Annotated in this window: 23 protein-coding genes; 14 read left to right on the plus strand and 9 right to left on the minus strand. The window is 74.5% G+C overall.

Going from position 1 to position 25867, the window contains the following annotated elements; all coding sequences use genetic code 11:
* Nucleotides 1-27 precede the first annotated feature (27 nt).
* Nucleotides 28-801, plus strand: a complete 774-nt coding sequence (locus CLV28_RS05180; RefSeq protein ID WP_100422123.1) for a VOC family protein — start codon at nucleotides 28-30, stop codon at nucleotides 799-801.
* A gap of 74 nt (nucleotides 802-875) precedes the next feature.
* Here the strand turns inward: CLV28_RS05180 and CLV28_RS05185 are convergent, their stop codons facing one another.
* Nucleotides 876-3590, minus strand: a complete 2715-nt coding sequence (locus tag CLV28_RS05185) for a phosphoenolpyruvate carboxylase (protein ID WP_239073295.1) — start codon at nucleotides 3588-3590, stop codon at nucleotides 876-878.
* A 178-nt stretch (nucleotides 3591-3768) separates the two neighbouring features.
* On the opposite strand from CLV28_RS05185, the gene CLV28_RS05190 reads away from it, so the two are divergent.
* Genes CLV28_RS05190 through CLV28_RS05200 form a run of 3 tightly spaced genes read left to right on the plus strand, consistent with a single transcriptional unit; the run spans nucleotide 3769 to nucleotide 8721 of the window.
* A complete protein-coding gene (locus tag CLV28_RS05190) occupies nucleotides 3769-4740 on the plus strand; it encodes a peptidoglycan DD-metalloendopeptidase family protein (protein ID WP_100422124.1) in 972 nt (323 codons plus the stop codon).
* Nucleotides 4741-4790: 50 nt separating this feature from the next.
* Nucleotides 4791-7928: a hypothetical protein gene (locus CLV28_RS05195; protein WP_239073294.1), complete on the plus strand. Its 3138-nt coding sequence runs from the start codon at nucleotides 4791-4793 to the stop codon at nucleotides 7926-7928.
* A gap of 4 nt (nucleotides 7929-7932) precedes the next feature.
* A complete protein-coding gene (locus CLV28_RS05200) occupies nucleotides 7933-8721 on the plus strand; it encodes a deoxyribonuclease IV (RefSeq protein ID WP_203968215.1) in 789 nt (262 codons plus the stop codon).
* Between the two features lie 3 nt (nucleotides 8722-8724).
* Here CLV28_RS05200 and CLV28_RS05205 read toward each other — a convergent pair whose 3' ends face one another.
* Entirely contained in the window at nucleotides 8725-9279 is a 555-nt protein-coding gene (locus tag CLV28_RS05205) for an SRPBCC family protein (protein ID WP_100422126.1), read from the minus strand.
* 55 nt (nucleotides 9280-9334) lie between these two features.
* Entirely contained in the window at nucleotides 9335-10735 is a 1401-nt protein-coding gene (locus CLV28_RS05210) for an MFS transporter (RefSeq protein WP_100422127.1), read from the minus strand.
* 67 nt (nucleotides 10736-10802) lie between these two features.
* Here CLV28_RS05210 and CLV28_RS05215 point away from each other — a divergent pair, with 67 nt between their 5' ends.
* The 5 genes from CLV28_RS05215 to CLV28_RS05235 all read left to right on the plus strand — a co-directional run bounded on the left by CLV28_RS05215 (nucleotide 10803) and on the right by CLV28_RS05235 (nucleotide 14876).
* Nucleotides 10803-11564, plus strand: a complete 762-nt coding sequence (locus tag CLV28_RS05215; RefSeq protein WP_203968213.1) for a TetR/AcrR family transcriptional regulator — start codon at nucleotides 10803-10805, stop codon at nucleotides 11562-11564.
* A 56-nt stretch (nucleotides 11565-11620) separates the two neighbouring features.
* Entirely contained in the window at nucleotides 11621-13150 is a 1530-nt protein-coding gene (locus CLV28_RS05220) for a flavin-containing monooxygenase (protein WP_203968212.1), read from the plus strand.
* Nucleotides 13147-14022: an SDR family NAD(P)-dependent oxidoreductase gene (locus CLV28_RS05225; RefSeq protein ID WP_100422129.1), complete on the plus strand. Its 876-nt coding sequence runs from the start codon at nucleotides 13147-13149 to the stop codon at nucleotides 14020-14022. Before CLV28_RS05220 ends, CLV28_RS05225 begins: the two co-directional genes overlap by 4 nt.
* Before the next feature lie 113 nt (nucleotides 14023-14135).
* A complete protein-coding gene (locus tag CLV28_RS05230; RefSeq protein ID WP_239073293.1) occupies nucleotides 14136-14417 on the plus strand; it encodes an STAS domain-containing protein in 282 nt (93 codons plus the stop codon).
* Nucleotides 14418-14426: 9 nt separating this feature from the next.
* Nucleotides 14427-14876, plus strand: coding sequence for an ATP-binding protein (locus CLV28_RS05235; RefSeq protein WP_100422131.1), 450 nt, complete (start codon nucleotides 14427-14429; stop codon nucleotides 14874-14876).
* On the opposite strand, the gene CLV28_RS05240 is transcribed toward CLV28_RS05235, so the two are convergent.
* Nucleotides 14860-17154: a SpoIIE family protein phosphatase gene (locus CLV28_RS05240; RefSeq protein ID WP_100422132.1), complete on the minus strand. Its 2295-nt coding sequence runs from the start codon at nucleotides 17152-17154 to the stop codon at nucleotides 14860-14862. The two genes, CLV28_RS05235 and CLV28_RS05240, sit on opposite strands and share 17 nt — an antisense overlap.
* Before the next feature lie 198 nt (nucleotides 17155-17352).
* Between CLV28_RS05240 and CLV28_RS05245 the strand changes: the two genes are divergently transcribed.
* Nucleotides 17353-18453 (plus strand): fatty acid desaturase family protein, encoded by a 1101-nt coding sequence (locus CLV28_RS05245; protein WP_100422133.1) that lies wholly within the window; start codon nucleotides 17353-17355, stop codon nucleotides 18451-18453.
* A gap of 226 nt (nucleotides 18454-18679) precedes the next feature.
* Here CLV28_RS05245 and CLV28_RS05250 read toward each other — a convergent pair whose 3' ends face one another.
* Entirely contained in the window at nucleotides 18680-19102 is a 423-nt protein-coding gene (locus tag CLV28_RS05250; RefSeq protein ID WP_100422134.1) for an organic hydroperoxide resistance protein, read from the minus strand.
* Nucleotides 19103-19222: 120 nt separating this feature from the next.
* On the opposite strand from CLV28_RS05250, the gene CLV28_RS05255 reads away from it, so the two are divergent.
* From CLV28_RS05255 to CLV28_RS05265, 3 genes are all read left to right on the plus strand, one after another.
* Nucleotides 19223-19798, plus strand: coding sequence for a TetR/AcrR family transcriptional regulator (locus CLV28_RS05255; protein WP_100422135.1), 576 nt, complete (start codon nucleotides 19223-19225; stop codon nucleotides 19796-19798).
* A gap of 141 nt (nucleotides 19799-19939) precedes the next feature.
* Complete coding sequence (locus tag CLV28_RS05260) at nucleotides 19940-20527, plus strand: CDP-alcohol phosphatidyltransferase family protein (RefSeq protein WP_100422136.1); 588 nt, start codon at nucleotides 19940-19942, stop codon at nucleotides 20525-20527.
* A gap of 56 nt (nucleotides 20528-20583) precedes the next feature.
* The gene (locus CLV28_RS05265) at nucleotides 20584-21141 is read left to right on the plus strand and encodes a DJ-1/PfpI/YhbO family deglycase/protease (RefSeq protein WP_100422137.1); all 558 of its coding nucleotides are present in this window, start codon (nucleotides 20584-20586) and stop codon (nucleotides 21139-21141) included.
* 3 nt (nucleotides 21142-21144) lie between these two features.
* Here the strand turns inward: CLV28_RS05265 and CLV28_RS05270 are convergent, their stop codons facing one another.
* The 3 genes from CLV28_RS05270 to CLV28_RS05280 form a co-directional block, all read right to left on the minus strand.
* Nucleotides 21145-22230, minus strand: coding sequence for a TIGR00341 family protein (locus CLV28_RS05270; RefSeq protein WP_100422138.1), 1086 nt, complete (start codon nucleotides 22228-22230; stop codon nucleotides 21145-21147).
* A 108-nt stretch (nucleotides 22231-22338) separates the two neighbouring features.
* On the minus strand, nucleotides 22339-23370 hold the full coding sequence (locus CLV28_RS05275; RefSeq protein ID WP_100422139.1) for an NAD-dependent epimerase/dehydratase family protein: 1032 nt from the start codon (nucleotides 23368-23370) through the stop codon (nucleotides 22339-22341).
* A 59-nt stretch (nucleotides 23371-23429) separates the two neighbouring features.
* Entirely contained in the window at nucleotides 23430-24182 is a 753-nt protein-coding gene (locus CLV28_RS05280; RefSeq protein ID WP_100422436.1) for a ZIP family metal transporter, read from the minus strand.
* 160 nt (nucleotides 24183-24342) lie between these two features.
* Here CLV28_RS05280 and CLV28_RS05285 point away from each other — a divergent pair, with 160 nt between their 5' ends.
* A complete protein-coding gene (locus tag CLV28_RS05285; protein ID WP_100422140.1) occupies nucleotides 24343-24603 on the plus strand; it encodes a hypothetical protein in 261 nt (86 codons plus the stop codon).
* 201 nt (nucleotides 24604-24804) lie between these two features.
* Here the strand turns inward: CLV28_RS05285 and CLV28_RS05290 are convergent, their stop codons facing one another.
* Entirely contained in the window at nucleotides 24805-25704 is a 900-nt protein-coding gene (locus CLV28_RS05290) for a PrsW family glutamic-type intramembrane protease (RefSeq protein WP_100422141.1), read from the minus strand.
* Nucleotides 25705-25867 lie beyond the last annotated feature (163 nt).

Genomic DNA, 25867 nt, shown 5'->3' on the forward strand with positions numbered 1-25867 from the left:
GGGGACGCCCCGCAGTACGGTCGTGCCATGGCTGCCCGTGCGAACGTGCCCCTCGGTGCCCCCTGCTGGAACGACCTGGGCACGGACGACCTGCCCGCGAGCGTCGCGTTCTACACCGCGGTGCTCGGCTGGGAGCACCACGACTACGGCGCGGAGTTCGGCCACTACGGCGCGTTCACGCTCGACGGCAAGGTCGTCGCCGGCGTCGGGCCCAACCCGGGCACCGCGCCGTCCGCGTGGCAGGTCTACCTCAAGGTGTCGGACGCCGCAGCGACCCTGGACCGTGCCGTGGCCTCCGGAGGCACCGCGCTCGTGCCCGTCATGGAGATCCCCGGGCAGGGCGTCATGGCGTTCGTCGCCGACCCGGGCGGCGCCGCGGTCGGGCTGTGGGAGGCGCGGGGGCACGACGGGTTCCAGGTCGCCGAGGAGCCAGGCGCCCCGACGTGGCACGAGCTGCTCACGCGCGACTACCGCGCGGCGCTCGACTTCTACCAGGACGTCTTCGGCTGGCAGATCGAGGTGCAGGGCGACACGAACGACTTCCGCTACGCGGTGCAGACGGCCGACGACGCGCAGTGGGCGGGCGTCATGGACGCCTCCGCGTGGCTGCCCGAGGCGATGCCCGCGCACTGGGGCGTGTACGTCGAGGTCACCGACGCCGACGAGACCGCCGCGCTCGCGACCGCGCACGGCGGGAGCGTCGAGCAGGGACCCGAGGACACGCCCTACGGGCGGCTCGCGACGCTCGTCGACCCGTTCGGGGCACGGTTCAAGGTCATGGCGCGGCCCGAGCCCGCGTGACGCACGCGAGCGGCGGCCGAGGAACCCTCGACCGCCGCTCGCGTGCTCGTCCGGGATCACCCCGGGGGGTGGCGTCACCCGGTGTTCTGCAGGCCCGCCGACACGCCGTTCACGGTGAGCAGCAGCAGGTGCCGCAGCTCGTCGGTCGTCGCGGGGCTCACGCCGTTCTCGCCGGTCTCGATCTCGCCGTGGCGCAGGCCGCGCAGCGCGCGCACCTGGATGAGCGAGAGCGCGTCGACGTAGGGCGAGCGCAGCTGCACGGCCCGGCCGAGCACGCGGCGACCCGAGAGCGGCCACGCGTTGCCCGTGACCTTCAGGACCCACTCGCGCGTGAGGCGGAGCTCGGTGAGCACCATCTCGGCGAGGTCGTCGCGGTCGCCGAGCGCGAGGTACTGCTGCGCGATGCGCTCGTCGGTCTTGGCGAGGGACATCTCGACGTTGTCGAGCAGCGTCGAGAACAGCGGCCACTCGCGGTTCGCCTGCTGGAGCAGCTCGAGGTCGCCGAACTCCTTGAGCGCGGTGCCCAGGCCGTACCAGCCGGCGAGGTTGATGCGCGCCTGCGACCACGAGAACACCCACGGGATCGCGCGCAGGTCGTCGAGCGAGTTGACCGAGAGGCCACGCTTGGCGGGGCGCGAGCCGATCGGCAGCAGGCCGACCTCCTCGAGCGGCGTGACCTCGGCGAACCACTGCGGGAACCCCTCGGCCTTGACGAGCTCGTGGAACCGCGCGCGCGACGTCCGGTCGAGCTCGGCGGCCAGCGCGGTGAACCGCTCGGTCGCCTCGGCGTTGCGCTTCTCGACCGACGGGGCCGACGCGAGCAGGGTCGCCGCGGCGACCTGCTCGATGTGGCGCTCCGCGATGACCGGGTCGCCGTAGCGGGCCAGGATGACCTCGCCCTGCTCGGTCAGCTTGAAGCGCCCGTCGACCGAGCCCGGGGGCTGCGCGAGCACCGCACGGTTGGCGGGGCCGCCGCCACGGCCGAGCGAGCCGCCGCGGCCGTGGAACAGCGTGAGGGTGATGTCGTTGCGCTCGGCCCACTCGGCGATCCGGCGCTGCGCGGAGTGCAGCGCGAGGGTCGCGGCGACCGGGCCGACGTCCTTGGACGAGTCCGAGTAGCCGAGCATGACCTCGACGCGGCGGCCCGTCTCGGCCAGACGCTTGCGCACCTGCGGGAGCGTGAGCATCGACTCGAGGATCGGGATGCTGTTCTCGAGGTCGTCGAACGTCTCGAACAGCGGGATCGCGTCGATGACGGGCGCCTCAGCCGGGTCCGGGAACGCGTACTCGGCGAGCTGGTACACCGCAGCCATGTGCTCGGGCGCCTGCGTGAACGACACGATGTAGCGGCGCGCGGCCTTGACGCCGTAGCGCTGCTGGATCGAGCCGATCGCACGGTAGGTGTCGAGCACCTCGCGCGTGCGGTCCTCGAGGTCGCCGTGGACGCCGTTCTTCTCGAGGTCGGCCAGGGCCGCGGCGTGCACCTGCGAGTGCTGACGCACCTCGAGCTCGGCGGTGTGGAACCCGAACGTCTCGACCTGCCAGACGAGCTGCTGCAGGTCGCCGTACGCGGAGCGCGCCGCACCGGCAGCCACGAGCGACTGCTGCACGATCGCGAGGTCGGCCTCGAGCTGCTCGGGGCCCGCGTAGGCGAGGTCGGCGTCACGAGCCCGGGTCGCGGCGATGCGCGAGACCACGAACAGCAGTGCGGCGCGGTGCGGCTCGCGGGGCGACTCGGCGTCCGCCTTCTCGGACAGCTCGGCCGAGAGCTGACGCTGACGCTGGCGCAGCGCGAGCAGGTCCTCGGACGGCGGGGTGCCCTCCTCGTCGAGCGTGAGCTTGCGCGCGACGCGCCGGCCCTCGCTCTCGAGCGCGGTCAGCGCGTGCTCGGACGCGAGCGCCGCGGCGGCCCGGGTGACCTCGGCGGTCACGTTCGGGTTGCCGTCGCGGTCGCCGCCGATCCAGCTGCCGAGGCTCACGAACGGGCGGGCGAGCGGCTCCTCGCGGCCCGCGCCCTCGCCGAGCAGGAAGTCGTCGAGGCGGCGGTACACCTGGGGGAACGTGTCGAACATGGTCGCGTCGAACACGCCGAGCGCGGTCTTGACCTCGTCGAGCACGGTCGGCTTGGCGGCCCGGATGGGCGACGTGCGCCACATGATGTCGATCTCGGCGACGAGCGCGCGGTCGTTCTCGGCGAGCGACGCGCCCCCGAGGTTGAGCGAGTCGCGCTCGTTGAGCAGCACCGAGATGCGGCGCACGGTGCCCGAGACGGCGCGGCGGCGCGCCTCGGTCGGGTGCGCGGTCAGCACGGGGCGGAACTCGAGGGCGCGCACGCGGCGCAGGGCCTCCTCGCGGCCGACCTCCTGCGCGAGCTGCTCGAACGCCTGCGGCAGCGAGCCGTCGCTCGTCGCGGCGCCCGCGGTCTCGGCCGACTCGCGCTCGCGGAGCACCCTCACGCGGTTGTACTCCTCGGCGAGGTTGGCGAGGTGGAAGTAGCAGGTGAACGCGCGGGCGACCTGCTCGGCGCGCTCGAGCGTGAAGCCCTTGACGACGGCCTCGGCCGCGGCGAACGACTCCCCGTCGGTGCCGCGCTCGTCGTAGGCGGCGATCACGAGCTCGCGCAGGCGCTCGACGTCGTCGAGCAGGTCCTGCCCGCCCGACTCGATGAGGACCGTGCCGAGCAGCCCGCCCAGCAGGCGGACGTCGTCACGCAGCCGGTCGGGCACGTCGTGGCGCGCGAGCCCGCGCCCGGCCTCTGTCGTCTCTGGGTTCTCGACGTTGTCAGTCACGGTAAAGAGGGTAGACGCTCCGCGTCACCGGGGGGTCAAGCGTCCGGCAGTTGACCCGTGACGCCCGCCACCTGCGCCGACGCCGGGCCGCCGCGCACCGCTCGCCCGTGCCGCGCACGTCGTGCCACCATCGGTGGTGGCCGCACGTCCCGCGGTCAGGCGCACCAGGAGGCCCACCGTGCCGAGCTCCCGTCGTTGGCTCGCGGCCCTGCTGCCGCTGCTCGTCCTCGCCGCGTCGCTCGTGGGGGCCGCGCCCGCGAGCGCCGCGACCGTCCCCGGCGTGCTGCCGCTCAAGGCCGAGACGTTCTACACGTCGTCGATGTACGGGCCGCGCTGCCTCCCGGTCGCGGGGGCGTCCGCGCAGCACCTGGGGATCGACCTGGAGGCACAGCGCGGCGCACCGATCTACGCGTCCGTGGGCGGGACGGTCACCGCCGCGGTGAACCCGAAGGGTGGGAACGCGGGCTACGTCGTGGTCCGCACGACCGTCGCGAGCACGACGTACTACGTCGCGTACGTGCACATGGACTCGGCGACGAAGTACGTCTCGACGGGCCAGCGGGTCGCGAAGGGCCAGCGGATCGCGCTCGTCGGCTCGAGCGGTCCGGCGACGAGCCCGCACCTGCACGTCGAGGTGTGGAAGGGCGCGTTCCACGGCACGGGGACGACGGTCGACCCCGTGCGGTGGTTCACGTTGCGGGGCGTGAGCATCGCCAAGGGGGCGATCTTCGACCAGCGCGTGCGCGAGACGAGCTGCACCTACTACGCGTCGACGTCGCTCAACGTCCGGTCCGGGCCGTCGACGGGCTACAAGGTCCTGCGCACCGTCTCGCGCGGGACGGCGATGCGCTCGACCCCCGGCCGGCTCACGAACGGGTTCGTGCCCGTCACGATCGGCTCGACCAAGGGCTGGGTCTCGTCGAGCTACGTCCTGGCGGACAAGCCGGGGACGTCGACCGCCGCGCCGCGGTACACGACGCTGCGGGCCTCGTCGGTGTGGATCGGTCCGAGCTCGGGGTACCGCAAGGTGCGGAAGATCCCGAAGGGGGCCACGATCTCGACCGTCTACGCCCGGATCGGGAACTACACGGACGTCCAGTACGGCTCGACCCGGGGCTTCGTGTGGACGGCGAACCTGCAGCGGAAGTGACCGCGCCCACGCGTGACCTTCGTGTGACCTGAACCACCTACGCTGTCCCGGTGCCGACCACCGCGACGCCGCCGTCGCCCACCCCCGCCACCGCGCGCCGCCGCGCGCTGCGCGCCCCGCTGCTCGCCCTGACCGCCCTCGTGCTCCTGCTCGCCCTGGGGTTCGGTCTCGCCGGCCAGATCGGCGGGTTCCTCGCGATCTCGACCACGCCCGTCGAACCCGTGCCCGACACGAGCGCGGTCGCGCCCGTGCGCGCCGACGACCCCGCCCCCGCGATCACCACGGTCGCGGTCCCCGACGACGTCGCCGTCGTCCAGGCCGCGGGCGAGCTCGCCGACGCGGTCGCCTCGCGCGGCGCGCCGCTCCCCACGGTCGTGACGGGTCCGGGGTCGGGCGCCCCGGGCGAGCTCGCGGTGAGCACGGGCGCGACGCTCCCCGCCCCGGCCGGGGGTGGCGCCGACGACGAGGCGTACCGGGCGTCGTCCGACACCGCGGGGTGGAGCCTCGAGGCCGCCGACGCGCGCGGCGCCGCCGCGGGCCTGTACCGGCTCGCCGACCGGGTGCGCACCGGTCACGCGCTGCTGCCCGCCGACGAGGACGGCGTCGTTGTCGCCCCCGCGCTCGCGACGCGGCTCGTCGACAAGGGCGCCGCCGGCGTCGACGACTCCCCCGAGGCCTGGGGTGCCGGCGACCCCTACTCGCACAACTCGGGCGCGTTCGACGACGCGATCCTCGACGACGCCCCGTACGTCGACGCCGACGCGTTCGCGGGCGACGCGGCCGAGCTCCGCGACTACGTCGACCGCACCCTGGCGCGCGGGTACGACGCGATCGTCCTGCCGGGGTTCCTCGAGTACGTGACGTTCTCGGGCGTGGGCGACGGGCACGAGGTCTACGCCGAGGACGACCCGCACGTGGGCCGGGCGCTCGCGATGCGCGAGGCCTGGGCGCCGCTGTGGCGGTACGCGCACGAGCGCGGCATGCGGGTCTACCTCAGCACCGACATGCTCGCGCTCTCGACGCCGCTCGAGGAGTACCTCGACGCGCGCGGGTGGGACGCGCAGGACGCGCGGACGTGGGACGTGTACGCGGCGGGCCTGCGCGAGCTGTTCGAGGAGACGGGCGTCGACGGCCTCATGATCCGGATCGGCGAGGGCGGTGCGATCTACGACAACCCCGGCTGGGACTACTGGTCCGAGCTGGGCGTGACCACGCCCGACGCCGTCCGCCGGATGCTCACCGCGTTCCTCGCCGTCGCCGAGGACGCCGACCGCGACGTGATCTTCCGGTCGTGGAGCGTGGGTGTGGGCGCGGTCGGCGACATGCACACGAACCCCGAGTCGTACGCGGCGGTGCTCGACGGGATCGACTCGCCCCACCTCGTCGTGTCGACCAAGCTCGTCGCGGGCGACTTCTACTCGTGGCTGCCGCTCAACCCGACGCTCGACGTCGGCACGCAGCGGCGCGTCGTCGAGTTCCAGGCGCGCCGCGAGTTCGAGGCGTTCGGCGCGGTCCCGAACGACCTCGGCTCGCAGCTCGCGACGGCCCTGGACCACTACCGCACCGCGAACCCCCAGGTCGAGGGGGCGTGGACGTGGACGCAGGACGGCGGGCCGTGGCACGCCGGGCCGCTGAGCCTGTACGGGCGCACGGGGTTCTGGCAGCTCTACGACCTCAACGTGTACGTCGCCGGGCGGCTCGCGTGGGACCCGGACGCCGACCCGGCACAGCTCACCGCCGACTGGGCGCGCGCGACGTTCTCGGACGACCCCGCGACCGTGCACGCGGTCGCGCAGGCCATGGCCGACTCGCGCGAGGCCGTGACCCAGGGTCTGTACGTCGCACCCTTTGCACGCACCAGCACCCGCGCGCTCGGGCTCGAGCCGCCGCCCATGATGTGGATCTTCGAGTGGGACATCCTCACGGGCGACTCGGCCGCGCTCGACTCCATCTACTCCGTGGTCCGCGACTCGGGGCCGGGCGCGGTCGACGACGCGATCGCGCAGGGCGCCGCGGCGGTCGCCACGGCCGAGGGCATGCGCGCGACGATCGCCGGGACCGACGCCGCGACGTGGACCGACCCGGCGTCGCGCCGTCAGATGCTCGACGCGCTCGACTACGAGGTCGACCTGCTGCGCATGCTCTCCGCCTACCGCACGCTCGTGCTGCGGCACGCGCAGTGGCTCGACACCGGCTCCGCGACGGTTCTCGCGCAGCGCGACGCGGCGCGCGAGGCCTGGGATGTCGCGCGCGCCGACCACCTCGACCGCTACGGCGACGACGTCGCGCTGCCCGCGTACACCGTGACCGCGGCCGACCTCGGCACGGCCCGCGCTGACCGTGACCCCGCCGCCGCCCGCTGGGCGCGCACCCTGCTCGTGGTGCTCGTGGTCGCCCTCGCGCTCGGGACCGCCCCCGCGCAGCGCCTGCTCGTGCGCCGCGGCCGGCGGCTGCCCGGCGCGGGCGCGGCGCGCGCGCTGTGGGTGGGCGCGACCCGCCCGTGGCGGCTCGCGGACGAGGGCGCCGGGCTCGGCCGCGCCGACCGGGTGCTGCTCGTCGCCGTCCCCGTGCTGGCCCTCGTGGCGAGCCGCGTCGTCTACACGTGGGCGCTCGCGCCCGCGCACCTCGCACTCGTGCTGGGCGCGTGGGCGGTGTTCGGCCTGGTCCTGCTCCTCGCGGGCGGACGGCGCGGCGTGCGCCCGCTCGTGGCCGCGGTCGGCGGGGCCGCGGTCGCCCGCACCGTGGTGCTGCTCGTGGCGCTCTCGCCGCGCGGGCCGGGCGGCTACTGGTTCGGGTTCTGGACGGCGCCCGGCGCGCGCACCGCGTACGTGACCGTCGCGTTCGCCGGGTTCGCGTGGGTGCTCGTGTGCGCGGCGTTCGCGCTGCGCGTCGCAGGCTTCTCGCGTGCGGGCGCGGTCGGCCGCGTGCTCGCCGCCGGCGCGGCACCGCTCGTGCTCGGCGGCCTGGGGGTCGCCGCGCTCGGCACGGAGCACGCGCTCACGGTCTGGAACGACCAGATGGCGCTGCTGCCGTGGGGGCTCTCGCGGATCCTCGGCATCACGGTGCACCTGGGCATCCCGACCGACCTGCCGCTGCTCGTCGCGGCGCTCGGAGCGACGGTGCTCGCCGCGGTCGCGGTCGCGTGGCTCGTGCTCCGGGCGGTGGGCGCGCGACGTCGGTCGGCATAGGCTCGTGCCCATGCGGATCGGAGCACACGTCGACCAGTCGGACGCGATCACCCAGGCGCAGGCCCTGGGGGCGGACGTCGCGCAGATCTTCCTGAGCGACCCGCAGTCGTGGAAGGGCCCCGAGTGGACATACCCGGGCGGCGCCGAGGCGTTGCGCGCCGACGCCGCGGCGGCCGACCTGCGGCTCGTGGTGCACGCGCCCTACGTGATCAACGTGGCCTCGACCAACAACCGGATCCGGATCCCGTCGCGCAAGCTGCTGCAGAAGATCATGGACGGCGCGTCGCAGGTCGGGGCGGCGGGCGTCGTCGTGCACGGCGGGCACGTGACCGCGGCCGACGACCCGGCGAAGGGGTTCGACAACTGGCGCAAGGCCGTCGAGTCGCTCGAGACCGACGTGCCCGTGCTGATCGAGAACACCGCGGGCGGCGACCACTCGATGGCCCGCCGGCTCGACCGCATCGCGCAGCTGTGGGACGCGGTGACCGCGGCGTCGGGGGACGTCGAGGTGGGCTTCACGCTCGACACGTGCCACGCGCACGCGGGCGGGATCGACCTGGCGGACGCCGTCACCGCGGTCCGCGGCATCACGGGCAGGATCGACCTGGTGCACGCCAACGGCAGCATCGGCGCGTTCGACTCGGGCCAGGACCGGCACACGACGTTCGTCGAGGGCACGATCGACCCCGAGGCCCTGGTCGCGCTCGTGCGCGCGGCGGACGCGCCCGTGGTGTGCGAGACCCACGCGAGCGCGCCCGACGACGTCGCCTGGCTGCGCGCCCGCGTGGGCTGAGGCTCAGCCCTGCGCCGCGGCGGCGGACTCGGGCGTCGTGCCCTCGCCGTTCGTCGGCGTGATACCGCCCGCCATCTCGGTCAGCCGCCCGGCGGCGGCCTTCTCGATGTCCTCGAGGTCGCGGCGCAGCCCTGCGCCCGTCGCGAGCGTGCCGAGGCCGCCGAACAGCGCGACCATGCCGCGCGTCACGACCGACGCGTCGGGCGGCGTGATGCCCGAGAACCGCACGACCACACGCGTCTTGGGCCCGATCTTCTGCAGCTCGAACGTCGTGGTGTAGACGATGCCGCCGCTCTCGGCCGTGATCCGCGTCGAGCGGCCCGGCTCGACGTCGGTCACCTCCATCTCCTCGGTGCCCGAGCGGCCGAGGATCTTGCGCGTCTCCTTCCAGCGCAGCCCCACGGCGTAGCCGTCGGGCCCGTCGTCACCCGCGACGACCTCGATCCTCTCGACCCCCCGCAGCACCGACGCCGCGTCCCGGATGGTGGTGATGACGCGCCAGACGGCGTCGACCGGAGCGTCCATCACCCTTGATTCGACGATCTCCTTGTTGACCATGCGCAGGACGCTAGTCGCCCGGGCGCCCGACCGCCAGGGTTCCGTGTGATCCGGGTCACTCCGCCGCGCGCGCGACCTCGTCGAGCCGGTACGTGCGCTGCACGAGCCAGACCGCGACCATGACGACCGCGGGCACCACGCCCATGCCGATGCGCACCCACACGAGCGCCGCCCCCGGCTGGATCACGGCCTCGCCCGCGGTGGTCGCGACGAACCCGCCGATCGCGAGGCAGCTCGCGTACAGGTACGGGCCGAGCGCCGCGCCCGTGGCCTCGGTGGCCGTCCACACCCCGGTGTACGTCCCGGCCTTGGCCGCACCCTCGTCGCCGTGGTGGCGGACGACGTCGGGGACCATCGAGAACGGGAACAGCTGCATCGCGGCGAAGCACGTCCCGAGCACCGCGACCGCGGCCACGAGCACGGGCACCCCGGCACCGGCGCCGAGGGCGAGCACGAGCGAGCCGACGACGAACGTGCCCTGGGCCCACAGCAGGCAACGCTGCTTGCCGAACCGGCGCGAGGCCAGCATCCACAGGGGCGTCGCGAACAGCGCGGGCGCGACGAACGCGGCCACGAGCACGGTCGCGAGGCCCGCGCGGTCGAGCTCGTACTTGGCGAAGTACGGCACGCCCGCGAGCACGAGGTGCGACGTCGTCGACATGCCCAGGTAGGCCAGCACGAGCGGGCGGAAGTGCCGGTCGCGCAGCGCCTCGGCCATGCGGGCGCGCAGGGGGCGCGCGTCGTGCGGGGTCGCCGCGACGGCCGACGCCCCGGGACCGCCCGCGACGAGCTCCTCGGGCACCCCGGGCGCGTCGCGCGTCACGAGCCGCACGCCGCGGATCCCGCCGAGCATCGCGAGCAGCATCACGACAGCGAGCACGAGGGCCATGAGCAGGTAGCTCGCGCGCGTGCCGTCGGCGCCGTGCGAGATCATCGGCGCGAGCAGCCCGGAGACGAGGATCCCGACGGTCAGGACGACCATGCGGTAGGTCATGAGCCGGGTGCGCTCGCCGTACCCGATCGCGAGGTCCGAGGGCGTCGACAGGTAGGGCACCTGGAAGGCCGCGAACGCGAGGTTCGCGAGCACGAAGGCGCCCGTGACCCAGATCGCGGCGGCGTCGCCCGTGAGCGTCGCCGGCCCCCAGAACAGCAGGACCATGCCGAGCGCCAGCGCGGTGCCGACCCACAGCAGGCGGCGCCGGTGCCCGTACCGCGCGAGCTGCGCGTCGGAGACCTGCCCGACCCAGGGGTGCAGCACGACGTCGAGGATCTTCGGCACGAGCACCACGAGCCCCGCGAGCCACGGCGTCACGCCGAGCACGTCGGTCAGGTAGACGAGCAGCAGGAGCCCGGGCACGGTGACCCAGATGCCCATGCCGAGCGATCCGCTCGCGTAGGCGAGCAGCGACCGGCCCGGGATGGTGCGGACGGGTGCTGCGACCGGCGGTGCGCCCATGCACGGCCTCCTGCGACTCGGGCCGTTGCGGTTTCCAACGGCTGATTGAATACGGCATGCTAACGGGGTGACCACGACGGAGCGAAACCCGAGCGCTGCCCCGCCCGAGACCACCCGTGCGAGCCCGCCCGTGACCACCCCGGCGACCAGGCCGGTGACCAGGGCGGACGGCGCCCCGAGGCGTGGCCCCGGACGCCCCCGCCGCGAGGATCAGCGCGACACGCACGAGATCGTGCTGCGCGCCGCGACCCGCCTGTTCGCCGAGCGCGGGTTCGACGCCGTCGGCGTGCGCGACGTCGCCGAGGCGGCGGGCGTCAACGTCGCGACCGTGCACCACCACGGGGGCCGCAAGGCCGAGCTCTACGACGCCTGCTTCGCGCGGATCTTCGCGGCCGAGCGTGCCGCGGTCGAGTCCGCCGTGACCCCCGCGCGCGCGGCGCTCGACGAGGGCCCCGAGGCGCTCGCCGCCGCGCTGCACGACCTCGTCGACGCGTTCGTGGACTTCCTCGAGGACCGCCCCGAGACCACGGCGCTGTGGCTGCGGCGCTGGCTGGCACCGGCCGAGCACGGGCGCCTCGACACCGACTACGCCGACCCGATCTACGCCGAGGTCGAGGCGCTCCTGGCCGCCGCCCACGCGCGCGGCCTGCTGCACGAGCCGACCCCGCACACCGCCGTCCGCTCGCTCGTGTGGGCCGTGCACGGCCACGTCGTGACGCTCGCGGCCGTGGCCCCGGGGCAGCGCGACGGCGACGCCCGGGCCCGCCGCGAGACCCGGGCGTTCGTGCACCGCTGGGTGGACGCGATGTACGGCGCTGGTGCACACTGACGCAGTAATGCAACGAGCGTTCTATTAGCGCTCGGCCCGCTGCCGAAGGAGTCCCGATGGCGCCGACGCCGTCCGCCCCGACGTCCACCCCGACGTCGCCCCTGACGTCACCCCGCGTCGCCGTGATCGGCGCCGGCCCCTCGGGCCTCGCGACGCTCAAGGCCCTGCTCGACCGTGGCGTCAACGCCTGGGCGTACGACGCGGGCGACGTGCCCGGCGGCCTGTGGGTGCTCGGCGGCGCGGGCGGCCGCTCGCCCGCGTACTCGACGCTGCACCTCAACACCTCGCGCACGCGCACCGAGTTCACGGACCACCCGATGCCCGCCGACTGGCCGCACTTCCCGCGCCACGACCGCGTCGCGGGGTACCTCGCCGACTACGCGCGCACCTTCGGGCTCGTCGAGCGCACCCGGTTCCGGCACGAGGTCACGTCCGTGCGGGCCGCGGGGGCGACGTCCGGCACCGACGACGGACGGCACGCCGGCTGGGAGGTCACCGCGACAGGGCCCGACGGCACGAGCACCGACCACTACGACGCGGTCGTGGTCGCCAACGGCCACAACGCCGCACCGCGCTGGCCCGAGCCCGCCTACCCCGGCACGTTCGACGGCGACCAGATGCACAGCAACGACTACCGGGGGCCCGAGCAGCTCGCGGGCCGGCACGTCGTCGTCGTCGGCGGCGGCAACTCCGCCATGGACATCGCGGTCGACGCGTCGTACGCCGCCGCCGAGACCCACCTGTCGCTGCGGCACGGCGTGTGGGTCGTGCCCAAGCAGGTGTTCGGGCGGCCGTCCGACACGCTCAACGGCGCGCTCGCCAAGCACCTGCCCTGGCGCCTGCGCCAGCGCATCAGCGAGACGACCATCGGGTTCGCCGCCGGCCGGCCCGAGTCGCACGGCCTGCCGCGACCCACGCGCGGGTTCCTCGAGGGCCACCCCACCCTCTCGGACGCCCTGTACGCGCGCGTCGCGCACGGCGAGATCGGGGTGCGCCCCGGCGTCGAGCGCCTCGACGGCGACGCGGTCGTGTTCACCGACGGACGCCGCGAGCGCGCCGACCTCGTGGTCTGGTGCACGGGTTACCGCGTCGACGTCCCGTTCCTCGACCCCGCGGTGCTCGCGCCCGGCGCCGACCGGCTGATGCTCTACCGCCACGTGTTCCACCTCGACCAGCCCGGGCTGTACTTCGTCGGGCTCATGCAGTCCACGGGCGCGGCGCTGCCCGTGGTCGAGGCCCAGGGCCGGCTCGTCGCGGCGCACGTCGCGGGCGAGTACGCGCTGCCGTCGCACGCCGACCAGCGCGCCGCGTGCGTGCGCGAGCTGCGTGCCGCGCGCGCCCGCTGGGGCGAGTCGCGCCCCGCGATGCGGGTCGACTTCGACGGCTACGTCGCGCTCGCCGCGCGCGAGCTCGTCGACGGCGCGCGCCGCGCGAGCCGCGGCCAGGGCGTCGCGTTCGCGCCGGCCGCGCCGCAGAGCACCACGCCGACGCCCGCCGCACGCGAGGCCGCCCGTGACGGCACGCCGCACGGCGAGACCCCGCAGGACGACACCACGACCACGCACGAGAAGGCAGACGCACGATGACCACCGAGCAGACCAGGCCCGAGAAGACCAGGCCCGACAAGACCCGCACCCCCCGGACCCTGCGCGGCCAGCGCGTCGTCGTGACCGGCGCGGCCGGGACGTTCGGCACCCGCCTGCGCGAGGACTTCGTCGCCGCCGGGGCCCGCGTCGTCGGCCTCGACCTGCGCGCCGTCGAGCACGACGACGCCCCCGTCCTCGCGTGCGACCTGACCGACGACGACGCCGTCCCCGCGGGCGTCGCCGCGGCCGCCGAGCTCCTCGGCGGGATCGACCTGCTCGTCAACAACGCGGGCGTCGGCGGCCCCGCCCCGGCCGAGCTCGCGCCGTCCGCCGAGGTGCGCCGCCAGGTCGAGGTCAACCTGCTCGCCGCGTGGCGGACGACGGCCGCGGCCCTGCCCCACCTCGTGGCCTCGCGCGGTCGTGTGGTGTTCGTCTCGTCCCGCATGGCCGTGCTGCCCCTCCCGCTCGCCGCCGCGTACGGCGTCACCAAGCGCGGGCTCGTCGCGTACGCCGACGCGCTGCGCCTCGAGGTCGGCACGCACGTCGGCGTGAGCGTGGTCTACCCGTCCATGGTCGCCTCGCCCATCCATTCCTCGACCGCCGACGCGGGCCTGTCGCTCCAGGGCGTGTCCCGCTACGAGCCCGTCGAGGGCGTCGTCGCGGCGATCCTGCGGTGCGCGACGTCCCGCAGGCCGCTGCGCGACGTGCCCACCACGCGCCGCGGCCGGCTCGAGATGGCCCTCGCGCGGCACCTGCCCGCGGTCGCCGACCGCCAGGTGCGGCGCACGATCGCCGCACGGGTGCGCGCGGGCGACCTCGACGCGGCCCCGCTCGCGGCCGGACTGGTCGAGCGGGTGGGCCGCGCGCGGTGACCCGCTCTGCGTGAGGCCGTCCGATCAGGCATGATGATTCCGGCCGCCCGCAGACCATGCGCGGCCACGGCAGCGAAACGAAGGTCGACGTGGAAGATTCAGTGCACGGTGGCGTGAGCCTCGAGTCCGACGGGAACCGTTGGGTCATGTGGGGCGAGATCGACGCCGCGATCCAGGGCAAGGTCGAGGAGGACCTCGTCGCGAGCCTGCCCGCGCAGGGCGGCGTGACGATCGACCTGACCCGCGTGACGTTCCTGGACTCGGGCGGCCTGCGCCTGCTGTACCTCGCCGCCGGCCGGACGAGCACCCCGCCGGTGCTCGTCGGGACGCCCGTCAACGTGCGCGACCTGCTCGACCTCAGCGGCGTCGCCCCGCTCTTCACGATCGCCGACTAGGAACGCTCCGTGGACGCCACCCTGCCCCCAGCACGCACCCCCTCGGGATTCACCGAGGTGGCGGCGTGGGCCGTGACGACCACCGACGACCTCACGCACGTGCGGGACGCGCTCTACACGATGCTCCCCGGGTCCGGGACGCGTCGCCTCGGTGAGATCCCCGAGTCGATCGTGCTCGTCACGAGCGAGCTCACGACGAACGCGCTGCGGCACGGTCGCGCCCCCGCGCTCGTGCGCCTGCACCAGAGCCGTGGCGCCTACATGATCGAGGTCGTGGACCACGCGCCCGAGTCGGCGCCCGTCGTCGCGGGGCCACGTGCCGCCGGCGAGGGCGGGTTCGGCCTCGTGCTCGCCTCACGCCTCGCGCAGGACGTCGGCTGGTACTCGACCCGCACCGCGAAGCACGTCTGGGCGGTGCTCGCCGCGGACGACCGCTCGCGCCTCACGACGGCGAGCTGAGCCGCCGCACCACGATCAGCGTCGCGTCGTCCTCCGAGCGGGGGTCGCGGCACGCGTCGAGCGCGTCGTCGGGCCCGGCGGGGCCATCCGCGAAGGTCGCGCGCAGCCGTTCGAGCCCCGTGCGCACCGACTCGTCCCGGTGCTCGACGAGCCCGTCGCTGTAGAGCACGAGCGCTCCCCCGGGCTCGACCCGGGTGGTCCCGCCCGCGCGCGGCAGGTCGCCGACGCCCACGGGCGCGCCCACGACGCGCGGCGCGAACTCCGCGGAGCCGGGAGCGACGACCAGGGGCGGGGGGTGCCCGGCGGTCGCGTACTCGACCGTGCCGTCGCTCGGGTCGACCACGGCGACGACGACGGTCGCGACCTCGCCCGGGAGCGTGAGCCGGGCGAGGGCGTCGAGGTTCATGAGCACCGCGTCGGGGCCGCCACCGACCGAGAGCAGCGCGCGCAGGCCGTTGCGCAGCTGCCCCATGGTCGCGGACGCCGCGAGCCCGTGACCCGTGACGTCGCCCACGACGACCGCGAGCCGTCCGCCGGGGAGCAGCATCGCGTCGTACCAGTCGCCGCCCGCATACCCGCCGTCCGACGGCTGGTAGCGCGCCTCGATCCGCCACCCCTCGACCACGGGGAGAGTCGCGGGCAGGAGGCTGCGCTGCAGCGCCTCGGCCGCACGGATGTCGCGCCGCCCGCGCAGCAGCAGCGCCTCGACGAGGTGCGAACGCAGGGTCGCGGCCGCGTCGACCTCGTCCTCGGTCCACGGTGCGGACCGCCCGTCGACGACCTCGCGCCACCGCTCGAAGCTCTTGCGCGGCGACAGGCGCACCGTGTCGCCCTCGCGACGCGCGATCGCCTTGTTGTACGGGTCGCCGCCCCAGTCGACCTGCTGACGCACCTCGTCGCGGAGCCACACCGCGCACGCGCCGCCGGGCAGCGTGATCGCGAGCAGCCCGGCCGAGCCGGGCAGGTCGTCGGCCAGTGACCGGTCGAGGCCCTCGAGGTGGTCGGTCGTCACGATCTCGGTGCCCGCGGCGGCGAGCCGCTGCGCGACGCGGCGGCACGCGTCGTCGTCGGGCGCGGTGCCGCGCGACTCGACCCGACCCTCCGCGAGGACGAACGCGCCCTGCGCGGGCACGAGCTCGAGCAGGCCGGGCGAGCCCGAGAGCGCGGCCGCGAGCGGGGTGGCGTCGTCCTGCGAGCGGGCGACCAGGTGCGCGAGCACGCCCGCGGTGCGGCGCTGCGCCTCGGCGCGGTCGTCCTCGACCTGCGAGACGAGCCGCATCGACAACGACGACCCGAGGAACTCGGCGGCCGCGCGCGCCGCGTACGTGGGGGCGTGCGCGCCCGAGTAGTGGTGGCACGCGATGAGGCCCCAGAGCCGGCCGTCGCGCAGCAGCGAGATCGACATCGACGCACCCACGCCCATGTTCTGCAGGTACTCGACGTGGATCGGCGACACGCTGCGCAGCGTGCTGAACGTGAGGTCGAGCGGCTGCCCGGTCACGGGGTCGTCGGTCGGCACGACGAGTGACGGCTCGTACGCGACGTCGGCGATGAGCCGGATCCAGTTCTTCTCGTACAGCGCCCTGGCCTGCGGCGGGATGTCGGACGCCGGGTAGTGGAGTCCCAGGAACGCGTTGAGGTCGTCGCGGCGGGCCTCGGCCACGACCTCGCCGTTGTAGTCGGCGTCGAAGTGGTAGAGCATCACGCGGTCGAAGCCCGTCAGGGAGCGCACGTGCCGCACCGCGACGTCGTAGAGCTCGGTCAGCGACCCGGCACGGTCGAGGTCGGCGAGCGCGCCGCGCACGGGCTGGAACGTGTCCTCGAACGTCAGGGGCCGCGCGCCGTCGACCGGTTCGAGCTCGACCACGAGCACGGGCTCGGCCTCGGGGACCGCACCGGGCGCGATCGGCGCGTGGTGCAGGATCGCGTCCATCCGCACGAGCCCGACCCCGGCGACGTCGACCACGACGTCGAGCGGGTTGCGCGCGCGCAGGTCGGGGATGGTCGAGGCGCGGTCGAGAATGGCGCGCGCCGCGGCGGCACCCACGGCGTCCGCGAGCGGCGCGGCCAGCACGTCGTCGACGGGCCGACCCAGGACCGCGGCCACGGTGTCGGAGCACTGCGTGACCCGCGCGTCCGACGCCCGCAGGGCCAGCAGGACCCCGCGCGGCTGGATGCGTCCCGGGATGTGGATGGGCTCGCGTGCGCAGTTGTCGAGGTCGACGGGGACGTCCGGCGGCAGGAGGTCCAGCGGGGCGTCGTGCCCAGGGTCGGTCATACGGGCTCCAGTGCTCGGTCGCCGTGGTCAGGCGAGGGTCGCGCTGCCGGTACGTCCGCAAGTCTATGCACCGTTCCTCCACACGCATCCCGTCCGTTCGGGCCTCCTGGCACGTAGACTCGCGGCATCCGGAGAGCCCGAGCACCTGCTCACAGACGTACGGCTGGGAAGTCGGCACCGAACCCCTGAGGGGTCCGAATGACATCGACGACCGTCCAGCCAGGATTCCGAGCCACCAAGCCCCGCACGGGCGACGGCACGAGCATCACCTCGACCTACACCGCGCTGTCGCAGCGCGTGCGCGAGGCCGGGCTCCTGGGCCGCACGCACACCTACTACATGGTCACGCTCGGCGTCCTCACGCTCGCGCTCGCGGGCTGCGTGGCCGGGTTCGTGCTGCTGGGCGACTCCTGGTTCCAGCTGCTGATCGCGGGCGCGCTCGGGATCGTCATGACCCAGTTCGCGTTCGTGACGCACGAGGCCGCGCACCGTCAGGTGTTCGAGTCGGGCCCCGTCAACGACCGCGTGGGGCGGCTGCTCGCCAACGGCCTCGTGGGCATCTCGTACTCGTGGTGGATGACCAAGCACACGCGTCACCACGCGAACCCGAACAAGATCGGCAAGGACCCGGACATCGACATGGATGTCATCGTGTTCACGCCCGAGAGCGCGGCCGAGCCGCGCGGCCGGTTCTTCTCGCTCATCCACCGGTTCCAGGGCTGGCTGTTCTTCCCCCTGCTGACCCTCGAGGGCCTCAACCTGCACGTCGTCGCCCTGCGGTCGCTGTTCGCGAGCAAGCCCAGCCGCGAGCGGACCGTCGAGCTCGCGCTCATCATCACGCGCCTGACCGTCGTGACCGCCCTGATCTTCTGGGCGCTGCCGCTCGGGCTCGCGTTCGCGTTCATCGGCGTCGAGCTCGCGGTGTTCGGCGTGTACATGGGGGCGTCGTTCGCGCCCAACCACAAGGGCATGAAGATCGTCGCGGCCGACGAGAAGCTCGACTTCCTGTCGAAGCAGGTGCTCACCTCGCGCAACATCCGCGGCGGCTGGTTCATGAACGTGCTCATGGGCGGCCTGAACTTCCAGATCGAGCACCACCTGTTCCCGTCGATGCCCCGCCCGCACCTGATCAAGGCGCGGCTCATGGTGCGCGAGCACTGCCAGCGGCTCGGCATGCCGTACACCGAGACCAACCTGTTCCACTCGTACATGATCGTGGTCCGGTACCTCAACGAGGTCGGCCTCAAGGCGCGCGACCCGTTCGACTGCCCGATGTTCCACCAGCTCCGCGGCCGCTGACGAGCCGCGCGCGGGCGTGACACCCCGCCGATGGGTCTCACGCCGACGGACGCCTGCGCCGAAGTAGAACTGAGGGCGCGAGATAGAACGCTCCACGTTCTATCTCGCGCCCTCAGTTCTATCTCGCGGGACGACGCACGCGCGGCGCAGCCCCGTGCCCGGCGACCCGCCCGCGGGACGACTCACCTCGCGGGACGACTCACCTCGCGGGACGACGCACCCGCGGTCAGGCGACGGTCGCGTCGACCGTGACCTCGATGTTGCCGCGCGTCGCGTTCGAGTAGGGGCACACGACGTGCGCGGCCTCGACGAGCGCGTCGGCGGTCGCCTGGTCGACGCCCGCGAGCTCGACGTGCAGCGCGACGGCGAGCACGAACCCGCCCTCGCCGTTCGGGTTGATCCCGACCTCGGCGACGACGGCCGAGTCGCTGATCGGCGCCTTCTGCTTGCCCGCGACGAGCTTGAGTGCCGAGTGGAAGCACGCGGCGTAGCCCGCGGCGAAGAGCTGCTCGGGGTTGCTCGCGCCGCCGGCGCCGCCCATCTCCTTCGGGACGGCGAGGTCGACGTCGAGGATCCCGTCGTCGGAGCGCGTGCGCCCGTTGCGTCCGTCGCCCGTGGCCGTCGCGACGGCCGTGTAGATCGCTGCCATGTGTGCTCCTCGTGTCGTCGGGCTGTCGCCCGAGGTAGAGTTACTAGTTCGTCTACCTAAGCACGAGCACCTCCCGGACGCAACCACCCCGCCCGGAGCACCCCGTGGGAGAGTGATCACATGACCGGCACGACCCGACCCTCCGACGTCCGGACGCGGATCCTCGACGCGGCGACGCGCCAGTTCTACGCCGACGGCGTGCGCGCCGTGAGCGCCGACCGGATCATCGCCGCGGCCGAGGTCTCGAAGGTGACCTTCTACCGGCACTTCCGCAGCAAGGACGACCTCGTCGTCGCCTACCTCGAGGCCTGGGCGACGCGCGAGCGCGACGCGCTCGACGGGCTGCGGGCGTCCCACCCGGACGACGCCGCCACGACCCTGCGCGAGATCGCGGGCTTCGCGGGCGAGATGGTGTGCCGGCCCGACTTCCGCGGCTGCGCGTTCATCAACGCCGCCGCCGAGTACCCCGACGCCGAGCACCCCGTGCGCAGGGTCGTGGCCGCGCACCGCGCCTGGTGGGTCGAGACCCTCGCGTCTCTCGTGCGCGAGCTCGGCGTCGACGACCCGCCCGCGGCCGCCGAGGAGCTCATGATGCTGCGGGACGGCGCGATGGTCGCCGGGTACGTGGGCGAGGGCGCGGGGCTCGCCGAGCGCGTGACCCGGGTCGGCACCGCGATCGTGCGCGCGCACCGCTGACCCGGGCGGGCGGCGTCCGGCACGGGAACCTCACTCACCGCCCGCCCCGGCGGGCGACGCCCGGCACCTCGCGCGCGGACGTCGCCGGGATCACTCCGCTCGACGCGAGCTCCCGCCGCCCTCGGTGGGAGGATGAGCGCCATGAGGCTCATCGGCGCAGGCGCACCCCGCGGCGTGACGCGGGCCGTGCGGGACGACGTCCTGACGTGGGCGAACCTCGCAACCGTGCTGCGGCTGCTCGGGCTGCCGCTGTTCGCGTGGCTCGTGCTCGGGCCGGGCGAGTACCGGGCGGCGATCTGGGTGCTCGTCGTCATCGGGGCGACCGACTGGGTCGACGGCTACCTCGCGCGGCGACTCGACCAGGTGAGCCGGTTCGGCGCCGCGCTCGACCCGATCGCCGACCGCCTCATGATCGTCACCGTGACCCTCGTGCTCGCGGCCGTCGGGATCGTGCCCTGGTGGGTGCTCGTCGCGATCGTCGTGCCCGACCTCACGCTCGGTCTCGTCGCGCTCGTGAAGTTCCACGGCAACCCCGAGGTGCCCGTGACGATCGTCGGCAAGGTGCGCACCGCGCTGCTCATGCTCGGGCTGCCCGTGATGCTGCTCGCGCGCACGTTCGACGCCGTCCACTCCGGGGTCTACGTGGCCGCCGAGGTCGTCGTGTTCGCCGGCTGCGCGGGGCACTGGATCGCCGCGGGGCAGTACCTGCGCGCGATGCTCTCGCGGTAGACGTGCGAGTCGTCGGGCCTCGTGATCGAGTCGTGGGACCGGACGAAGGAGGCACCATGACCACGACCCTCGACGGACGCCGCGTGCTCGCGATCGTCACGAACTACGGCGTCGAGCAGGACGAGCTCGTCGTCCCCGTGCAGCACCTGCGCGAGCGGGGCGCGACGGTCCACGTCGCCGCCGTGGACGACGCGCCCGTGCGCACGCTCGTGGGCGACCAGGACCCGGGCACCCAGGTCGACCCCGACACGACGCTCGACCAGGTCGACCCCGCCGACTACGACCTGCTGCTGGTCCCTGGCGGCACCCTCAACGCCGACGCGCTGCGGCTCGAGGAGCGCGCGCTGGCGATCGTGCGCGCCGTGGCCGCCGCGGCCCGGCCGGTCGCAGCGATCTGCCACGGGCCGTGGATGCTCGCCGAGACCGGGCTCGCCGAGGGCGTCCGCCTGACGTCGTACCCGTCGCTCGCGACCGACCTGCGCAACGCGGGCGCGACGTGGGTCGACGAGCCCGTCGTCACCGACGAGTCGGGCGGGTTCACGCTCGTGACGTCCCGCACGCCGGACGACCTCGACGCGTTCCTCGGGGCCGTCGAGCAGGCGCTCACCGACTGAGGCTCACTCCCCCGCGCGCTGCTCCGTGACGCGCTCGCCCACGGTGTGCAGCACCACGACGTCGGGGTCGAGCGGCACGAGGTCGTCGACCGTCGTCTGGAGGTCGTCGACGTCCGGCAGCGCCTCGGGGCTGCGCACCGACACGATGATCTCGTCGCCCTGCCACGACACGTCCTCGACGGTCGCCCCGGGGGTCTCGGCGAGCCAGCGCTCGGCCGCGCCCTTGACCTGCCCCGCCCACACGGCCTGGAGCGTGACCGAGACCGTGTTGACGATCATCGGCACGGCGACGACGACCGCGACCGCGCCGATCGCGACGTAGGCGCGCTTGCGGCGGGCGACGCCCTCCGCGGTCTCCTGCGCCCCGAGCGCGTCACGCCCGTACGACGCGGCGACGAACACCACGGTCGACGCGATCACGAGCGCGACCACGTTCGACAGGAACAGCAGCAGCGCGCCGGCGGCGAGCGCCGGGGCGCCCGAGCCGAGGCACACGCCCACCACGCCGAGCGGCGGCACGAGCGAGATCGCGATCGCGATGCCGGGTAGGACGTCGCCGAGGTCCTTGCGCGAGAGCGCGATCGACCCGGCGAACCCGGTCGCGAAGGCCGCGACGAGGTCGAGCACGCCGGGCGACGTCCTACCCGTGACCTGCGGGTTCGTCAGGACGTCGGACGTCGCGGGCAGAGCCAGCGCCGCGAGGAACCCCATCGCGACGACGAGCGCCACACCGGTCAGGACGTACAGGGCGGAGCGGCCGACGTGGCCGGCGCGCCCCGTGACGATCCCGATGCCCATCCCGAGGATCGGCGTCGAGAGCGGGGCGATGATCATGGCCCCGATCACGGTCGCGGTCGAGTCCGTGATGACGCCCGAGATCGCGATGATCCCCGAGAGCGTGAGCATGGCCCAGAACGCCGAGCGCTTGGCCCGGGTGTCGCCCGCGTCGAGGTCGAGGCGGTCGACGAGCTCGTCGAGGCTGCGCCGCTGGTTGGCGGGCACGAGCGTGAACGTGCGACGGCGGCCCGCGGGCGTGGGCGGACGGTCCGCGGCGGCGGCGGAGTCGGTGGGGTCGACGACGGTGCTCATGGGCGGCTCTCTCGGCGCGTGCGACGGGCAGCGCCGGTCGATCGCGCCCGGCCGAGGCGGCGTCGGGCCGGACTCAGCGGCTCAGTATCGCCCACGGGCTTGGGTTCGTCACGCGGGGCCGAGCACCCGCGCCTCGACGTCCGGGTCGAGGCCGAGCCGCGGCCGCCCGGCGCGCGACGGCGCCTCGCCGACGCTCTCGAGCCACGCCCACGTGTCGCGCACTGTCGCGTCGAGGCCGCGCACGCGCAGCCCCGCGTCGAGGGCGGTCGAGACGTCGGCGCCGTGCAGCGCGTCGTGGTCCGGGCCGGGCGGGAGCCACAACGGCAGGTCCGTCCAGGGCGCGATCCCGGCGGCGAGCACGTCCTCGGGGTCGACCCAGCACAGCTCGGCCTCGGGCGCGCCGGCCCGACGGCGGGCGGTCGCGGTCGCCCGGACGCACTCCTCGAGGACCGTGCGCATGGTCGCGGTCCCGGCCGGCCCGACGACGTCGTACACCCCGCCGCGGGGCGCGACGTCGAGCGTGAACCGGGCGAGGTCGCGCGCGTCGACGTACTGCACCTCTGCCCTGCGCGGGCGCGGCGCGAGGATCCGCCCGCCGCGCGCCGCCCGGGCGAGCCACCACGGCAGCCGGCCGACGTCCTCGTGCGGGCCGAGGATCACCCCGGGGCGCACCACGGTCGCGCGGCCGTCGAACACCTCGACCGCGGCGATCTCGCCGCCGCGCTTGAGCCGCGGGTACGGCACGTCGGCGCCGTCGTCGGGCGACCCGTCGACCAGCGGCCAGTCCTCGCGGGCGCCCCGCGCGGGCGCGTCGTACACCGACCGGCTCGACACGTAGACGTAGCGGTCGGCCCGGTCGGCGAGCGCCCGTGCGGCGTCGCGCACCGCGGACGGTGCCCACGACCACGTGTCGACGACGACGTCCCAGCGCGCCTGGTCCTGCCCGCCGGTCGGGGCGTCGAGCGCGTCGAGACCCCCGGGCGTCGTGCGATCGCCGTGCAGGTCCGTGACCGCCTCCCATCCCGCAGGCAGGGGCGCGGACCCGCGGTGCAGGACCGTCACGTCCCAGCCGCGGGCCAGCGCGTCGTCGACCAGGGCGCGGCCGAGGAACCGCGTCCCGCCGAGCACGAGGAGCCTCATGCCCCCATGCTCGCCCGCGCGCGCCGCTCAACGCCGCAGGCGGGCCCCGGGCGCGTCGGTCAGCCGCCCTGCGTCGTGAGGGACAGCGCGACGAGGAACCCCGCGGCCGTGATGAGCCCGGTGAACAGGTGCGCCTTCTCGAACGCCTCGGGGATCATCGTGTCGGCGATCATCGTGAGGATCGCCCCGGCCGCGACGGCGTTGATGACCGCGAGGGTCGCGCCCGACGCGCCGTCGAGCAGCAGGTACCCGAGCAGCGCGGAGACCCCGGCGCTCAGGGCGATCGCCGTCCACGTGCCGAGCACGTACCGCGCGCTGCGACCCGCGTTCTTCATGCCCGCCGCGCTCGAGAGGCCCTCGGGCAGGTTCGAGATGAACACGGCCGCGAGCACGGACAGGCTCACGCCCTGCCCGCTGAGCAGGCTCGCGCCGAGCACGACCGACTCGGGCACGCCGTCGAGCAGCGCGCCGATCGCGATGGCCGCCCCGCTGCCCTGCTGGTCCGCACCGGGCTGCTGGTCGCCCGAACGCTTGCGGTGCCGCGCCCCGTGCCGGGCGAGCAGGAGGTTCGCGCCCACGTACGCGAGCGCCCCTGCGGCGAACCCCAGGATCGTCGGGCCGAGACCGCCCTGGTCGACGGCCTCCTCGGTGAGGTCGAACGCGACGGCCGAGACCAGCACGCCCGCGCCGAACGCCATGACGGTCGCGACCACGCGCGACGGGACGCGCACGAACCACGCGACGAGCGCGCCGATCAGCAGCGCGCCGCCGCCCAGCAGCCCCCACGCCCCCGCCTCGAGCCATCCCGGCACGCGCGCCACCTCCGCTCAGGTCCGGACACCGGCCCGCTCGGGTCCGGTCCGCCGACACGGCCATCGTGCCCGGGGCACGCATCCCCCGCACGGGCACGTGCCCCGCTACCGTGTGCCGCACGGCCTCCGCACGGCGCGGCGGCCACGAAGGGGGAGCTCCGTGGAGATCGTCATCGCCGTCGCGGTCGGACTCGTCGTCGCCCGCACCGCGGTCCGGGCCCACGCCGAGCGCGACCGGTTCTGGGGCGCTGTCGCGGCCGTCGCGCTGTGCGCTCCCGTGACCCTGACGGCGACCGCGCCGACCGCCGTCGCCGCGTACGTCGCGACCGTGCTCGGTGCGACGGCAGTCCTGCTGCTCCTGCCCGAGCGCGGCGCGGGGCGTGCCGTCCGGGCGGACGACGCCCGCGCCGTCCGCCCCTGACAGCGCGACCCGGCACCGGTCAGCGGCCGGCGGTCGGCGGTCACCGCGAGGTAGAACCGAGCGGCCGAGATAGAGGCCCGCACGTTCTACCTCGGCCGCTCGGTTCTATCTCGGCGCGCGGACGGCGGGGCCGCGGGCCGTGGGGGCGGCGGGGCAGTTGCCGGACGGCGGGGCCGCGGGCCGTGGGGACGATGCCGCGGGCTACGGGGCGGGGGCCGGGGCCGGCGTCCGCGTGAGCCGACGCAGCAGCACGATGCCCCCGAACGAGATGAGCGCGAGCCCGACCACGTAGAAGATCGTCGCGTACGTGCCGGCATTGTCCGCGGCGGTCGGGAGCAGACGCCCGTAGGCGAGCACGTGCTGCACGCCGCCCGTGACCTTGATCGCGAGGTACGCGGACAGGAACCCCATCGAGTCCCACAGCGCGTGCAGGCCCGTGACCGCGAGGTACGCGAGCGCGACGCCGCCGGTGAGCTTGTAGCGGCCCGCGGCCGACGCCGCCCCGAAGATCGCGGCGCCGAGGATCGCCGTCCACAGCACGTGCCCCACGGGGGTCAGGACGGCGCGCACGGCCTCGGTCCGCAGCATGGCGTCGAGGTCGATGTGGCCGAACCTCGTCAGGCCCGCGTTGAACGCGTACCCGGCCGACTCGAACGCCGCGAACCCTGCGCCGACGACGGCCCCGAGCCACGCGCCGCGCAGCGCGGTCCGCTCCGCGACGTACGTGCCCACGACGAGGAAGATCAGGATCTTGACGAGCTCCTCGATCGCGCCGACGCCGACGTAGACCCACCACGACGGGGTCAGGTGCTGCTCGAGGATCGACGCGCCGAGCACGCCGAAGATCCCGCCGACGAAGAACGCCATGAACAGCAGCAACGTGTCGAGCGACCCCTGCGCGCGCTCGACCACGTAGAGCACCACGCAGAACGGCACGAGGAAGCTGCCGAGCAGGATCACGGTCGGGATGAGGTTCGAGTTCTGGGTCGACGCGGTCACGGCCGCGGTCACGAGCCAGAGCGCCCCGCCGCCGATCAGCGCCTTCCACCACCAGCCGCGCGCGGTGAGCTGCTTGCCCGGGGTGGGCGTCGGGTCGTGCATGGTTCCTCCAGGCGGATCGCGGGTGACGCCGCGACGACGTCCGGCACAGAGTATGGCCACCCGCGGGGCGGGCGGCGCGGCGAACCGCGGTCGGTGGTCGAGGTCCGACGCCGCGCAGCCCGGGTTCGGGCGCGCCGGTTCGGGCGTGCCCGTTCACCTGCTC

The organism is Sediminihabitans luteus (genome assembly GCF_002797595.1).
Lineage (GTDB): Bacteria > Actinomycetota > Actinomycetes > Actinomycetales > Cellulomonadaceae > Paraoerskovia > Paraoerskovia lutea.

Coding starts and splice junctions, on each gene's coding strand:
- CLV28_RS05205 (WP_100422126.1), bottom strand. CDS start 9,279: ATGGTCAACAAGGAGATCGTCGAATCAAGGGTGATGGACGCTCCGGTC.
- CLV28_RS05265 (WP_100422137.1), top strand. CDS start 20,584: ATGACCACGACCCTCGACGGACGCCGCGTGCTCGCGATCGTCACGAAC.
- CLV28_RS05180 (WP_100422123.1), top strand. CDS start 28: ATGGCTGCCCGTGCGAACGTGCCCCTCGGTGCCCCCTGCTGGAACGAC.
- CLV28_RS05275 (WP_100422139.1), bottom strand. CDS start 23,370: ATGAGGCTCCTCGTGCTCGGCGGGACGCGGTTCCTCGGCCGCGCCCTG.
- CLV28_RS05260 (WP_100422136.1), top strand. CDS start 19,940: ATGAGGCTCATCGGCGCAGGCGCACCCCGCGGCGTGACGCGGGCCGTG.
- CLV28_RS05245 (WP_100422133.1), top strand. CDS start 17,353: ATGACATCGACGACCGTCCAGCCAGGATTCCGAGCCACCAAGCCCCGC.
- CLV28_RS05255 (WP_100422135.1), top strand. CDS start 19,223: ATGACCGGCACGACCCGACCCTCCGACGTCCGGACGCGGATCCTCGAC.
- CLV28_RS05250 (WP_100422134.1), bottom strand. CDS start 19,102: ATGGCAGCGATCTACACGGCCGTCGCGACGGCCACGGGCGACGGACGC.
- CLV28_RS05240 (WP_100422132.1), bottom strand. CDS start 17,154: ATGACCGACCCTGGGCACGACGCCCCGCTGGACCTCCTGCCGCCGGAC.
- CLV28_RS05290 (WP_100422141.1), bottom strand. CDS start 25,704: ATGCACGACCCGACGCCCACCCCGGGCAAGCAGCTCACCGCGCGCGGC.
- CLV28_RS05210 (WP_100422127.1), bottom strand. CDS start 10,735: ATGGGCGCACCGCCGGTCGCAGCACCCGTCCGCACCATCCCGGGCCGG.
- CLV28_RS05220 (WP_203968212.1), top strand. CDS start 11,621: ATGGCGCCGACGCCGTCCGCCCCGACGTCCACCCCGACGTCGCCCCTG.
- CLV28_RS05270 (WP_100422138.1), bottom strand. CDS start 22,230: ATGAGCACCGTCGTCGACCCCACCGACTCCGCCGCCGCCGCGGACCGT.
- CLV28_RS05225 (WP_100422129.1), top strand. CDS start 13,147: ATGACCACCGAGCAGACCAGGCCCGAGAAGACCAGGCCCGACAAGACC.